This is a genomic window from Streptomyces sp. NPDC043854, assembly GCF_056436005.1.
Genome location: NZ_JBWKDK010000009.1, coordinates 14,340 through 27,363 on the forward strand (window position 1 = coordinate 14,340; position 13,024 = coordinate 27,363).

Genomic DNA, 13,024 nt, shown 5'->3' on the forward strand with positions numbered 1-13,024 from the left:
CCGTACGCGTCCCGTACGGCGATCAGGACCGCCGCCAGCAGGCACAGGGCCGCCACCCCGAAGCACACCAGCACCGCCGTCGGCCGGGGCCGCGGCGTCACGGGTCGCCGCCCTCAGCCCGCCCGCCGGTATCCGACGCCGCGTCACGGCGGTGGCGGGAGCGCAGCCACAGGCCGGTGGCGAAGGCCGCGGCGCCGGTCAGTCCGACGGCCAGGGCCACATCGGCGGGGCCGTCCGCGGTGCCCGTCGGCCGGGCCGTGCCCATCGGCCGGGCAGCGGCCGACGGGCGGGCCGCGGCCGCGGCGGCCGGGGTGAGCGCGAGGAGCAGGGCCCAGAGGAGGGCCGCGAGGCGGGGTGCGGGTCCTGGCATGCCTCCAGCGCATCCGCACGCGGGCGTCGCCGCCAGCCGGGAGGGTCGGAACGGGTGACGGCAGCGGCCCCCGGCGGCCCGGCGGCGGCCCCGACAACCCGGCCGCCCCGGCGGCTAGCCCGCGGCTAGCCCGCCGTCTGCCCCGCGGTGTGCCGGACGGCGTCCTTGCGGGCGAGGTCCCGGGAGCGGCGGGCGGGCCCCTTCCAGCCGCAGTTGCACACGGCCAGGCAGAACGAGCCGCGCTCGACGGTGTCGGTGGTGTGGGTGGCGTGGGCGTGGCCGGCGGGTGGGTCCTCCGCCGGGCGGGGCAGCGCAACGCTGTCGGGCAGAGCGGCGGGTGACGCCTCGGTATGCGGGTCCACCCGACCACGGTACCGGGGGCCGGAGCCGCCCGGCCGCCCGGCGGCGTCGGCCCGTCGGCCCGGCCGCCCGGTGGTCCCGTAGTCCGGCGGCCGATGGCCCGGCCGATCGCGGCCCGGCAGCCAAGCGGCCCGGCGGCCCGTGACGGGAAACCGCGGACCTCGTTATCCGGAGCGGGTGGGGGCCTCGGTCGAACAGCGGTCATGCGTTGGGGGTTGGCAGGCGATGGTGGTGCACCAGCACAGGCGGCGGCGCGGATGGGCGGGTGAGGCGGTGTTCGCCGCCGGCATGGCCGCGACCCTCGCCGCGATGAGCGGCTGCGGCGGCGCGGCCTCCGCGGGCGACGACCGGCCCCCCGGCGACCCGGTGGCCACGGTCCGCGCGGCCGCGGACGCGCTGGCCAGGACGGGCAGCGCCCGGGCCCGTACGGCGATGGAGATGGCGACCGGCGGCACCCGGGTCACCATCCGCGGCGAGGGCGGCGTCGACTTCAAGAACCGGATGGGCCAGCTCCTGGTCATGCTCCCGGCCGATGCCGCCGGCAAGGAGGAGCACCGGCCGATCACCGAGCTGCTCGTGCCCGGCGCCCTCTACATGAAGAACCGGGGCGCGGGCGTCCCCGCCGACAAGTGGGTCCGGGTCGACACGACCGCCCTCGCCGACGGGAACCTGGTCACCGGCGGGGCGACGGACCCGCAGGCCGCGGCCGAGCTGCTGCGCGGCGCGCTGGAGGTCCGGTACGTGGGCGAGACCGAGCTGGCCGGCGAGAAGGTGCGGCACTACCAGGGGACCACCGACATCGGGCGGGCCGCGCAAAGCGCCTCCCCGGCGGTCAAGGGGGCCCTGGAGGCCGCGGCGAAAGGGTTCAGCAAGGACACGGTGCCGTTCGACGCCTACCTCGACGAGCAGGGGCGGCTGCGGAAGGTTCGGCACCGGTTCACTTACGTCAACAATGGCGTGATCGATGTCTCCTCGACCACGCTGCTGTACGGGTTCGGGACGCCGGTGACCGTCGTATTGCCCGCGAGCAGGGACATTTACGCCGGGAAGATCGCCGACTAGCCGGGCGGACGGTCCCCGGGCGGCGCGTTCGGGCCATGGCGGGGTATCCGGAAATGGTCCATCCGTGTCATGCGCACAGCGCCCCGCCCTCCCTACCCTGGGAGACCGCAGGCCCACGTCCCCCGTCCGATGGCGGCAGATTGAGGTGACACGCGTGACTCCCGCTGGCGGTACGACGGTGCAGGACCACGTGGCGCTCGCCGAGATCGAGCTGTGCGGCGAGCTGATCATCGCCGCCTCCGCGGCGGACGGGGAGCGGCTCAGCCAGGACCGGATCGACGAGGTCCTGATGGGCCTCGCCCGGTAGCCGCCGCATCCCGCCGCCGCGGCCGGACCCACCCGATGCCCGCCCCTGCTGCCCGGCCCCGCCCCGGCCCCGCTCCGCTCCGCGCGGTCAGGTCCGCAGGAGCCGCGCGATCGCCTTCGTCGCCTCCTCGACCTTCGCGTCGATCTCGGCCCCGCCCTTGACGGCCGCGTCGGCCACGCAGTGCCGCAGGTGCTCCTCCAGCAGCTGGAGCGCGAAGGACTGCAAGGCCTTCGTGCTCGCCGAGACCTGGGTGAGTATGTCGATGCAGTACACGTCCTCGTCGACGAGCCGCTGGAGCCCCCGGATCTGCCCCTCGATCCGGCGCAGCCGCTTGAGGTGCTCGTCCTTCCGGTGGTGATACCCGTGCACCGCAGCGCCAGGGGCCGTACCGGCGGCGACGCCGGCTCCGGAGCCTTCCGCCTCGATGGCCGTCATGGGTCCTCCCGTGGTCCGGAACGAGGGGGGGTATACCCCCGATGGGTATAGGGTAGCGGGCCGCGCCCGGCCGGGCAGCGGTCCGCGGCCTCCACTCTGCCTGATGGAGGACACCGAGGATTGGCCTGGTTAGCCGTGGCCGGGGTATGCGCCTAGCATCAGCCTGACCGAATCCGATGCACCCCGAGGACCCCACGTGCGATTTCGTCTGACCCCCAGGGAGACGAGCTTCTACGACATGTTCGCCGCATCCGCGGACAACATCGTCACGGGCTCGAAGCTCCTGATGGAACTGCTCGGAGCGGATCCCTCCGCCCGGGCCGAGATCGCGGAGCGGATGCGTGCGGCCGAGCACGCGGGGGACGACGCCACCCACGCGATCTTCCACCAGCTGAACTCCTCCTTCATCACGCCGTTCGACCGCGAGGACATCTACGCCCTCGCCTCGTCCCTCGACGACATCATGGACTTCATGGAGGAGGCCGTCGACCTGGTGGTCCTCTACAACATCGAAGAGCTCCCCAGGGGTGTCGAGCAGCAGATCGAGGTCCTGGCACGGGCGGCCGACCTGACGGCCGAGGCCATGCCGCACCTGCGCACGATGGACAACCTGACCGAGTACTGGATCGAGGTCAACCGCCTCGAGAACCAGGCGGACCAGATCCACCGCAAGCTGCTCGCCCAGCTCTTCAACGGCAACTACGACGCCATCGAGGTGCTGAAGCTCAAGCAGATCGTCGACGTGCTCGAAGAGGCGGCCGACGCGTTCGAGCACGTGGCGAACACGGTGGAGACCATCGCGGTCAAGGAGTCCTGAACCCCGTGGACACCTTCGCTCTGATCGTGACCATCGGTGTCGCGCTCGGTTTCACGTACACCAACGGTTTCCACGACTCTGCGAACGCGATCGCGACCTCGGTTTCGACCCGGGCGCTGACCCCGCGCGCCGCCCTCGCGATGGCCGCGGTGATGAACCTCGCCGGAGCCTTCCTGGGCAGCGGTGTGGCCAAGACCGTCTCCGAGGGGCTGATCGAGACCCCGACGGGCAAGACGGGCATGTGGATCCTGTTCGCGGCGCTGGTCGGGGCCATCGTCTGGAACCTGATCACCTGGTACTTCGGCCTGCCGTCCTCCTCCTCGCACGCGTTGTTCGGCGGCATGGTGGGCGCGGCGCTGGCCGGCGGGATCGGGGTCATCTGGTCGGGCGTCCTGGAAAAGGTCGTCATCCCGATGTTCCTCTCCCCGATCGTCGGCCTGCTCGTCGGCTACCTGGTCATGGTCGTGATCATGTGGCTGTTCCGCCGGTCCAACCCGCACAAGGCCAAGCGCGGCTTCCGTGTCGCCCAGACCGTCTCGGCGGCCGGCATGGCCCTCGGCCACGGTCTGCAGGACGCCCAGAAGACCATGGGCATCGTGGTGATGGCGCTGGTCATCGCCGACATCGAGGAGCCCGGCGCCCCGATCCCGGTGTGGGTCAAGGTGGCGTGCGCGGTGATGCTCTCGCTCGGTACGTACGCGGGCGGCTGGCGCATCATGCGCACCCTCGGCCGCAAGATCATCGAGCTGGACCCGCCGCAGGGCTTCGCCGCGGAGACCACGGGCGCGTCGATCATGTACACGGCGTCGTACCTGTACCACGCGCCGATCTCCACCACCCACGTGATCACCTCGGCGATCATGGGTGTGGGTGCGACCAAGCGGGTCAACGCGGTCCGCTGGGGCGTCGCCAAGAACATCATCCTGGGCTGGTTCGTCACCATGCCGGCGGCGGCCGCCGTCGCCGCGCTGTGCTTCTGGATCGTGAACCTGGCGGTCGGATAGCCGTACGGGCCCCGCGCCCCGGCGGCGGCAGACACGAAGCGGGCCGGCTCCCCCCACCCAGGGGGAGCCGGCCCTTCGCCTTGCGGTGGCACCGCCATGCAGCACCGCAGGACGTCCGTGCGGCAGAGCCGCGGTCCGTGGATCAGCCGAAGCGGCCCGAGATGTAGTCCTCGGTCGCCTGGACGGACGGGTTGGAGAAGATGCGGTCGGTGTCGTCGATCTCGATGAGCTTGCCGGGCTGGCCGACCGCCGCGAGGTTGAAGAACGCGGTGCGGTCCGAGACGCGGGCGGCCTGCTGCATGTTGTGCGTCACGATGACGATCGTGAAGCGCTCCTTCAGCTCGCCGATCAGGTCCTCGATGGCGAGGGTGGAGATCGGGTCGAGGGCCGAGCAGGGCTCGTCCATCAGCAGGACCTCGGGCTCGACCGCGATGGCGCGGGCGATGCACAGGCGCTGCTGCTGGCCGCCGGAGAGGCCGGAGCCCGGCTTGTTCAGGCGGTCCTTGACCTCGTTCCACAGGTTGGCGCCCTTGAGGGACCGCTCGACGGTGTCCGCGAGGTCGGCCTTCTTGTGCTTGCGGTTCAGGCGCAGGCCCGCCGCCACGTTGTCGAAGATCGACATGGTGGGGAAGGGGTTCGGGCGCTGGAAGACCATGCCGACCGTGCGGCGGACCGCGACCGGGTCCACGCCGGGGCCGTACAGGTTCTCGTCGTCCAGGAGGACCTTGCCCTCGACGCGGCCGCCGGGGGTGACCTCGTGCATGCGGTTGAGGGTGCGCAGGAAGGTGGACTTGCCGCAGCCGGACGGGCCGATGAAGGCGGTCACGGAGCGGGGCTCGACGGTCATCGAGATGTCGTCGATGGCCTTGTGGTTGCCGTAGAAGGCGGACAGGCCGCTGACGTCGATTCGCTTGGCCATGAGGGTCACTTCGCTTTCGTACAGTCGCGTCAGCGACCGGTCTTCGGGGCCTTCCAGCGGGCGATGCCGCGGGCCACCAGATTGAGGATCATGACGAAGGCGATCAGGACGAGCGCTGCGGCCCATGCCCGGTCGTAGGAGGCGTCACTGCCGACCTTGTACTGCTCCCAGATGTACAGGGGGAGCGAGGACTGGGCGCCTTCGAAGGGGTTGCCGTTGATCAGCTGGGAGCCGAAGACCAGCAGCATGATCGGGGCGGTCTCGCCGGCGATGCGGGCGACGGCCAGCATCAGACCGGTGGCGATGCCGCCGATGGCGGTGGGGAGGACCACCTTGAGGATCACGCGCCACTTCGGCACACCGAGGGCGAGGGCGGCCTCGCGCAGCTCGTTCGGGACGAGCTTGAGCATCTCCTCGGTGGAGCGGACCACGACGGGCATCATCAGGATCGACAGGGCCATCGCGCCGGCGAAGCCGGAGGGGCCGAAGCCGAGCATCAGGTTCCAGGTCGTCAGGATGAACAGGCCCGCGACGATGGACGGGATGCCGGTCATGACGTCGACGAAGAACGTGACGGCCTTGGCGAGCCTGCCCTTGCCGTACTCGACCAGGTAGACGGCGGTCAGCAGGCCGATCGGGGCGGCGATCAGGGTGGCCAGCGCGATCTGCTCGATGGTGCCGAGCAGCGCGTGGTAGACGCCGCCGCCGGGCTCGAAGCTGGTCACGCCGTTCATCGAGTGGCTGAGGAAGCTGCCGTCGAGGACCTTCAGGCCGCGGCTGATGGTGGTCCAGATCAGCGACAGCAGCGGGACGACCGCGAGCAGGAAGCAGACCCAGATCAGGGAGGTCGCGACGCGGTCCTTGGCCTGGCGGCCGTTCTCGACGACGGCGCTGGCGCCGTAGGTGATGCCGATGAACAGCAGGGCGGCGATCAGACCCCACTGGATCTTGCTCTGGAGGCCGAAGGCGAGGCCGATGCCGCAGCCGAGGACGGTGGAGAGCACCGCGATGCCGGCGGGGGCCCAGCGGGGCAGGCCGCCCCGGGTGAGGCTGCCGGAGGAGGGGGACCGGTCGGCCCGGGTGGGGCGGTCCTGGATTGCGTTGCTCATCAGGCGTTGGCCCCCGAGTACTCCTTGCGGCGCGCGATGATCATGCGTGCGGCGCCGTTGACCAGCAGGGTGAGGAGGAAGAGGACGAGACCGGAGGCGATCAGTGCGTCCCGGCCGAACTCGTTGGCCTCGTCGAACTTCGCGGCGATGTTCTGGGCGAACGTGCCGCCACCCGGGTCCAGGATGTGCCCGGAGATCAGGAAGCTCGGGGAGAGGACGGTGGCGACGGCCATGGTCTCGCCGAGCGCGCGGCCGAGGCCGAGCATGGAGGCGGAGATGACGCCGGAGCGGCCGAAGGGCAGCACCGACATCCGGATGACCTCCCAGCGGGTCGCGCCGAGGGCCAGGGCGGCCTCCTCGTTCATGCGCGGGACCTGGAGGAAGACCTCGCGGCTGACGCTGGTCACGATCGGCAGGATCATGATCGCGAGCAGGATGCCGACGGTGAAGAGCGAGCGGGCGACGCCGACCTGCGACTTGTCGAAGACGTACGTCCAGCCGAGGTACTCGTCGAGCCAGAGGTTCAGTCCGGCCAGCTGCGGGACGAGGAAGAGGGCGCCCCAGATGCCGTAGATGATCGACGGCACGGCGGCCAGCAGGTCGACCACGTAGGCGAGGGGGGCGGCCAGCTTGCGCGGCGCGTAGTGCGAGATGAACAGGGCGATGCCGACAGCGATCGGAACCGCGATGGCCATCGCGATGATCGAGCTGACGACGGTGCCGAAGAGCAGGACGGCGATGCCGAAGACAGGGGGGTTCGCCGACGCGTTCCAGTCGAAGGTGGTGAGGAAGTTGCCCTCGTTCTTCGACAGCGCGATCGAGGCGCGGTAGGTGAGGAAGGCGGCGATCGACGCCATGATCACCAGGAGCAGGACGCCGGAGCCCTTGGAGAGCCCCGAGAAAATCTTGTCACCGGCGCGGCCGGTGGACGTCCCGTTCGCGGAGACAGGCGGCGGCGTGTCTATCTGGGTGGGTGTGGTGGTAGCCATGGTCTTTCCGGTCTGGACGGGGGACGGGCCCCCTGGCGGCGGTGCACCGGATTCCCCCGCGGGGCAGGGGAGGGGCCCCGGGGCCGGGCGGGTCGGACGGGACCCGCCCGGCGGTCCGGGGCTCAGGGGTTCAGGACAGCGAGTTGACGACCTCGCGGACCTTGGCGTTGATCTCGGCCGGGATCGGGGCGTAGCCGTTCTCGGAGAGGATCTTCTGGCCGGCGTCCGAGGCGGCGTAGCCGAGGAAGGACTTCACGGTGGGCAGGGTCTCGGCCTTGTTGCCCTTGTCGCAGACGACCTCGTAGGTGACCAGGACGATCGGGTAGGCGCCCTCGGCCTTGGTCGCGTAGTCGAGCTTCAGGGCCAGGTCGGAGCCGGTGCCGGCGATCTTGGCGGCGGCGATGGCCTTGGAGGCGTTGTCGGCGGAGGCCTTGACCGGGGCGGCGGCGCCGGTGTTCAGGTCGACCGTCTTGATGTTCTGCGAGGTGGCGTAGGAGAGCTCGAAGTAGCCGATCGCGCCGTCGACCTGCTTGACCTGGGTGGCGACACCGGAGGAGCCGGAGGCGCCGAGGCCGCCCGGGGCGGGCCACTTCTTGGCGGCCTCGTACGTCCAGGCGTCACCGGCGGTGGCCTTGAGGTACTTGCCGAGGTTCTCGGTGGTGCCGGAGTCCTCGGAGCGGTGGAAGTGCTGGATGGCCGTCGACGGCAGGGTGACGCCCGGGTTCAGCTTCTTGATCGCCTCGTCGTCCCACTTCTTGATCTTGTCGTTGAAGATGTTGGCGATCGTGGGGGCGTCCAGCGTGAGCTTGTCGACGCCGGCGACGTTGAAGCCGATGGCGATGGGGCCGCCGACCATCGGCAGGTTGATGCCCTGGCCGCCGGTGCAGATCTTCTTCGACTCCTCGACCTGCTCGGGCTTCAGCGCGGAGTCCGAGCCGGCGAAGCCGACGGTGCCCTGGTTGAAGGCGACGATGCCCTCACCGGAGGAGGAGGACTTGTAGTTGACCTCGACGCCCTGGCAGGCGGCCATGTAGTTCTTGACCCACAGGTCCACGGCGTTCTTCTGGGCGGAGGAGCCGGAGGCCAGCAGCTTGCCCTTGGCGTCGCCGCACTTGACGTCACCGGCGGCGACGGACGGCTTGCCGCTGGCGCTGCCGCCGTTGTTGGTGTTGTCGTCCGAGCCGCACGCCGTGAGGACCAGGGCGCCGGACACGACAAGCGCGCCGAGGGCGGAGGCACGAAGCATGTTCTTGCGCTGAAGCTTCACTTTTTAGGGTGTTCCTTCCAGAAGCCGCCGGCCGCTTTCGGTTCGGGGCGGCGTGCGAAGAGGACTACGTCGGGTGGGAGCCATCCGCAAGATCCGGCCAGCGGTTCGCTCCGTACGCCATCGAAATTAGGCAGATCAGGTGAAGCCATCGACGGAGGAAGGTGAACGACGGGTGAACCTCGACGGACGGCCGGGTGCGGTCCGCGCCGGAAAGCGAGGGGTGCTCCGGCCCGTCCCCCGAGCGTGATCCGGACGGGGGCGCCGGGGGCGGCCGAGGGGCGCGGGGGTGGCCCGCCGGGCCGGGCGGGGGAGGGCCTTCGGGCCGGTGCGCTGCGGCATTGTCCATGGCTCGGGGTGCGGGTCGAGGGGGCGCCGGGATGCGGGACCCGACCGGAACCGGTGAACCGGAATGCGATCCCGCTGCGGTGGCCGCAGGCGCGGCCGACGACGGAAGTCCCTGGCGCCGACCGCGCCGAACGGCGGGATCAGGGCCCGCACGGCCTGCTCGGCACCGGGCCCGCCGTCATCCGCATGCGTGGGTGTTGCCGGACTTCGACGGTATGCGCGGGACGGTGCAGCGTCCACCGGACGGGAATCCACCGGACGGGAACCCGGGCAGCGCGCCGCGGGATGTGCAGGCTGGGGAGCGGGCGCCGGGTGGCGGTGTCCGTGCCGCCCGGGCGTCCGGGAAGGCCCTGGCGCCTTCGGCGCGGGTGGTCAGGTGTGCAACTGGCCGGAATTCGACGGTGCTGGACGCGGTGCGCGTGCTGCGCATGGTGCGCGCGGTGCTGGGAGCCTTCGGCGGGACGCCGAAGGCGCCGCCGCGGCCGTGTGCGCCGGCGCGAGACCCGCTGCCACGGGCGCGGCGGCGGGGGGCGGCGCGGTGGCGCGGGCGGGGCGGCGCGGCGGCGCGGTGGTGCGCCGGCGGGGCGCCGCCGACGGGCCGGCGCGCGGATGCCCGGGGCCGCGGGCGGCCCGCCGGCCGGGGGACCGCCCGCCCGGCCGGGCGGGTCAGGTGGCGGCTGCCGGGGCCGGCTGCCACAGGTCCCGGAAGGTTCGGCGCGCCGACGCGACCTCGTGGCGCTGGTCGGCGTGGAGCACCCCGAGGGCGTACGCGGTCGCCGGGGCGATGCGCGGGGTGCGGGCGGCGGCGGCCGACGCGGCGGCCGCCTCGGCGGCCTCGCGGTGCCGGTCCAGGGCCTCGCCGGCGGCCGCCAGCCGGGCCGCGTCCTCGCCGAGGACCTCCCGGGCGTAGCGGTGGATCCGCAGGAGGCGGCCCACCTCGAGCCAGCCGCCGTCGTGGTCGGGCAGGTACGGGTGGGCCTCCGCGGCGGGCGGGAGCGCGGCGACGGCTGCGGTGAGCCGGGTCCGCGTCACCTTCGCCAGCGGGGCCAGGACGTCCTCGACCCGCCCCCGGGCGGCGATCACGTCGAGCGGCACCTCGGAGGCCAGGACGGCCACCGCGTCGGCCACCGCGTGGAACCGGGACGAGCCCAGGGCGTGCAGGGTCGCCGAGTGGGCCCGGGTCCGGGCCAGGGTCAGCTGCCGCTCCAGCAGCGCGGCGGCCCGCGCCGAGCCCACGGTCAGCGCCCCCGGGGTGCCGCGCGGCGCGGGGACCTCCGGTGAGCCGGACAGCCGGTGCAGCGCCTCCAGCAGCCGGGTCAGCCGGGCGGCGTACGCGTGCTCGTCGGCCAGCGTGGACGCCAGCCAGGCGAGCTCGCCGCGCAGCCCGTCGGCCCAGGACGAGTCGGTGACCGCGCGGAAGGTCGCCAGAGATCCGCTGATCCGGCGCGCAGCCCCCCGCAGGCTGCGCGCCGCGTCGGCGCCGTCCACGGCCTCGGCCCCGCATTCCTCGTGCAGCCTGAGGCCGCGCAGGAAGGCGGTGGCCTGGGCCCGCAGGTACGCGCCGAGCACGTCCCCCGCGGAGCCCCCGCCGCTCACGTTCGGTGTCAGGTCATGGTTTGGCAGAGCCACGCCGGCGCCTCCGGGCGTCTATGAGCATCTCCTGAACGTGCCGCAGCGGCTGGCCTTCGTGGTCGGTGCTGTGCCGGGTCCATTCGCCGTCCGGGCCCAGGTGCCAGGAGGAGGTGGAGTCGGACATGCCGGTCTCCAGCAGCCGGTCCAGGGCCGCGCGGTGGGCCGAGTCGGAGACCCGGACCAGTGCCTCGATGCGGCGGTCGAGGTTGCGGTGCATCATGTCGGCGCTGCCGATCCACACCTCGGGTTCGCCGCCGTTGCCGAAGGCGAAGACCCGGGAGTGCTCCAGGAAGCGGCCGAGGACGGAGCGGACCCGGATGTTCTCCGACAGTCCGGGGACCCCGGGGCGCACGGCGCAGATGCCCCGGACCCAGACGTCGACCGGGACCCCGGCCCGGGCGGCCCGGTAGAGGGCGTCGATGAGGGCCTCGTCGACGAGGGAGTTCATCTTGAGGCGCACGTACGCGGGGCGGCCGGCCCGGTGGTGGGCGGTCTCCTTGTCGATGCGGGCGATGAGTCCGTCGCGCAGCGACCGGGGTGCGACCAGGAGGCGGCGGTAGGTCTCGCGGCGCGAGTAGCCGGACAGCCGGTTGAAGAGGTCGGAGAGGTCCGCGCCGACCTGCGGGTCGGCGGTGAGCAGGCCGAGGTCCTCGTACAGGCGGGCGGTCTTGGGGTGGTAGTTGCCGGTGCCGACGTGGGAGTAGCGGCGCAGCGTGTCGCCCTCCTGGCGGACGACGAGGGAGAGCTTGCAGTGGGTCTTGAGGCCCACCAGGCCGTACACGACGTGGCAGCCGGCCTCCTCCAGCTTGCGGGCCCACTTGATGTTGGCCTGCTCGTCGAAGCGGGCCTTGATCTCGACGAGGACGAGGACCTGCTTGCCGGATTCGGCGGCGTCGATGAGGGCGTCGACGATGGGGGAGTCGCCGGAGGTCCGGTACAGGGTCTGCTTGATCGCGAGGACGTGCGGGTCGCCGGCGGCCTGCTCCAGGAAGGCCTGCACGGAGGTGGAGAACGAGTCGTACGGGTGGTGCAGCAGCACGTCCCGCTCGCGCAGCGCGGCGAAGATGTCGGGCGCGGAGGCGGACTCGACCTCGGCGAGGTCGCGGTGGGTGCCGGCGACGAACTTGGGGTACTTCAGCTCGGGCCGGTCCAGGGAGGCGATGCCGAACAGGCCGGTCAGGTCCAGCGGCCCGGGCAGCGGGTAGACCTCGGCGGCGGATATCTTCAGCTCCTGGACCAGCAGGTCCAGGACGCCGGGGTTGATGGACTCCTCCACCTCCAGGCGGACCGGCGGGCCGAAGCGGCGCCGCATGAGCTCCTTCTCCAGGGCCTGGAGGAGGTTCTCGGCGTCGTCCTCCTCGACCTCCAGGTCCTCGTTGCGGGTCACCCGGAACATGTGGTGCGCGAGGATCTCCATGCCGGGGAAGAGCTCCTCCAGGTGCGCGGCGATGACGTCCTCCAGCGGGACGTAGCGCTGCGGGGAGGCCTCCAGGAAGCGCGACAGCAGCGGCGGCACCTTGACGCGGGCGAAGTGGCGGTGCCCGCTGACGGGGTTGCGCACGACGACGGCCAGGTTCAGGGAGAGGCCGGAGATGTACGGGAAGGGGTGCGCGGGGTCCACGGCCAGCGGCGTCAGCACCGGGAAGATCTGGTTGCGGAACAGGGTGAAGAGCCGGGCCTGCTCCTTCTCGGTGAGGTCGGGCCAGCGGATGAGGTGGATGCCCTCCTCGGCGAGGCCGGGGGCGATGTCGTGCTGGTAGCAGGCGGCGTGGCGGGCCATGAGCTCGCGCGAGCGCGTCCAGATGAGGTCGAGGACCTCGCGGGGCTGGAGGCCGGAGGCGGACCGGGTGGCGACGCCGGTCGCGATGCGGCGCTTGAGGCCGGCGACGCGGACCATGAAGAACTCGTCGAGGTTGCTCGCGAATATCGCCAGGAAGTTGGCGCGCTCCAGGAGCGGGGTGGTGGGGTCCTCGGCCAGTTCCAGGACCCGCTCGTTGAAGGCCAGCCAGCTGCGCTCGCGGTCGAGGAACCGCCCGTGCGGGAGCTCGTCGTCCTTTTCGTCGTAGGCGTCCATGTCGGTGTCGATCTCGGGGGCGAGGTCGGCTTCGAGGCCGCTGGCGTGCGGGCGGTGCGCGGCGATGGAGCCGAGCCGCGCGTGCGCGGCGGGCGAGCCGGCAGGGGCCGCGGCGGACGCGGCGGACGCGGACGACGGGTGCTGTGCGGGGACCTCGGCGGGTCCTGCGCTGGGCTGGTGGCTCATGACTCCATTGTTCCGCGCGCGCGGCAGGACGGGCGCGCCGGAAGGGGCCGCGGTCGGTCGGAGTCGGGGATGCATGTCCGGAGAGTCGCAAGCGCGTCTTAAGGCCCGGTGAATGGCGTATGGCTTCCAGGCTCCGGATCGCGCACGA

The 13,024-nt window shown here is 72.0% G+C and carries 13 protein-coding genes; 4 read left to right on the plus strand and 9 right to left on the minus strand.

The annotated features are described in order from the left end of the window. Positions 1 to 97: 97 nt before the first annotated feature. Both AC068A_RS11075 and AC068A_RS11080 read right to left on the minus strand, forming a co-directional pair. Positions 98 to 370, minus strand: a complete 273-nt coding sequence (locus tag AC068A_RS11075; protein ID WP_478583653.1) for a hypothetical protein — start codon at positions 368 to 370, stop codon at positions 98 to 100. Positions 371 to 495: 125 nt separating this feature from the next. Then, on the minus strand, positions 496 to 732 hold the full coding sequence (locus AC068A_RS11080; RefSeq protein ID WP_478583654.1) for a hypothetical protein: 237 nt from the start codon (positions 730 to 732) through the stop codon (positions 496 to 498). Between the two features lie 223 nt (positions 733 to 955). Here AC068A_RS11080 and AC068A_RS11085 point away from each other — a divergent pair, with 223 nt between their 5' ends. Both AC068A_RS11085 and AC068A_RS11090 read left to right on the plus strand, forming a co-directional pair. After that, positions 956 to 1,792, plus strand: coding sequence for an SCO4651 family lipoprotein (locus AC068A_RS11085; protein ID WP_478583656.1), 837 nt, complete (start codon positions 956 to 958; stop codon positions 1,790 to 1,792). A 154-nt stretch (positions 1,793 to 1,946) separates the two neighbouring features. Next, positions 1,947 to 2,099, plus strand: coding sequence for a hypothetical protein (locus AC068A_RS11090; protein WP_478583658.1), 153 nt, complete (start codon positions 1,947 to 1,949; stop codon positions 2,097 to 2,099). An 87-nt stretch (positions 2,100 to 2,186) separates the two neighbouring features. Here AC068A_RS11090 and AC068A_RS11095 read toward each other — a convergent pair whose 3' ends face one another. Beyond that, the gene (locus AC068A_RS11095; RefSeq protein ID WP_478583660.1) at positions 2,187 to 2,534 is read right to left on the minus strand and encodes a metal-sensitive transcriptional regulator; all 348 of its coding nucleotides are present in this window, start codon (positions 2,532 to 2,534) and stop codon (positions 2,187 to 2,189) included. 196 nt (positions 2,535 to 2,730) lie between these two features. On the opposite strand from AC068A_RS11095, the gene AC068A_RS11100 reads away from it, so the two are divergent. Both AC068A_RS11100 and AC068A_RS11105 read left to right on the plus strand, forming a co-directional pair. Continuing rightward, on the plus strand, positions 2,731 to 3,351 hold the full coding sequence (locus AC068A_RS11100) for a DUF47 domain-containing protein (protein ID WP_385427483.1): 621 nt from the start codon (positions 2,731 to 2,733) through the stop codon (positions 3,349 to 3,351). A gap of 5 nt (positions 3,352 to 3,356) precedes the next feature. Continuing rightward, positions 3,357 to 4,355 (plus strand): inorganic phosphate transporter, encoded by a 999-nt coding sequence (locus AC068A_RS11105; protein ID WP_478583663.1) that lies wholly within the window; start codon positions 3,357 to 3,359, stop codon positions 4,353 to 4,355. Positions 4,356 to 4,497: 142 nt separating this feature from the next. Here the strand turns inward: AC068A_RS11105 and pstB are convergent, their stop codons facing one another. From pstB to AC068A_RS11135, 6 genes are all read right to left on the minus strand, one after another. Then, positions 4,498 to 5,274, minus strand: a complete 777-nt coding sequence (gene pstB / locus AC068A_RS11110; RefSeq protein WP_478583664.1) for a phosphate ABC transporter ATP-binding protein PstB — start codon at positions 5,272 to 5,274, stop codon at positions 4,498 to 4,500. Positions 5,275 to 5,303: 29 nt separating this feature from the next. Further along, a complete protein-coding gene (gene pstA / locus AC068A_RS11115) occupies positions 5,304 to 6,383 on the minus strand; it encodes a phosphate ABC transporter permease PstA (RefSeq protein ID WP_478583666.1) in 1,080 nt (359 codons plus the stop codon). After that, positions 6,383 to 7,372 carry a phosphate ABC transporter permease subunit PstC gene (pstC, locus tag AC068A_RS11120; RefSeq protein WP_478583667.1) on the minus strand — a complete coding sequence of 330 codons (990 nt, stop codon included), beginning with the start codon at positions 7,370 to 7,372 and terminating at the stop codon, positions 6,383 to 6,385. The genes pstA and pstC overlap by 1 nt, the downstream gene beginning before the upstream one ends. A 130-nt stretch (positions 7,373 to 7,502) precedes the next feature. After that, complete coding sequence (gene pstS / locus AC068A_RS11125) at positions 7,503 to 8,639, minus strand: phosphate ABC transporter substrate-binding protein PstS (RefSeq protein WP_478583668.1); 1,137 nt, start codon at positions 8,637 to 8,639, stop codon at positions 7,503 to 7,505. Positions 8,640 to 9,650: 1,011 nt separating this feature from the next. Beyond that, the gene (locus AC068A_RS11130) at positions 9,651 to 10,613 is read right to left on the minus strand and encodes a CHAD domain-containing protein (RefSeq protein WP_478583669.1); all 963 of its coding nucleotides are present in this window, start codon (positions 10,611 to 10,613) and stop codon (positions 9,651 to 9,653) included. Further along, positions 10,594 to 12,876: an RNA degradosome polyphosphate kinase gene (locus AC068A_RS11135; protein ID WP_478583670.1), complete on the minus strand. Its 2,283-nt coding sequence runs from the start codon at positions 12,874 to 12,876 to the stop codon at positions 10,594 to 10,596. Before AC068A_RS11135 ends, AC068A_RS11130 begins: the two co-directional genes overlap by 20 nt. Positions 12,877 to 13,024: the final 148 nt, after the last annotated feature.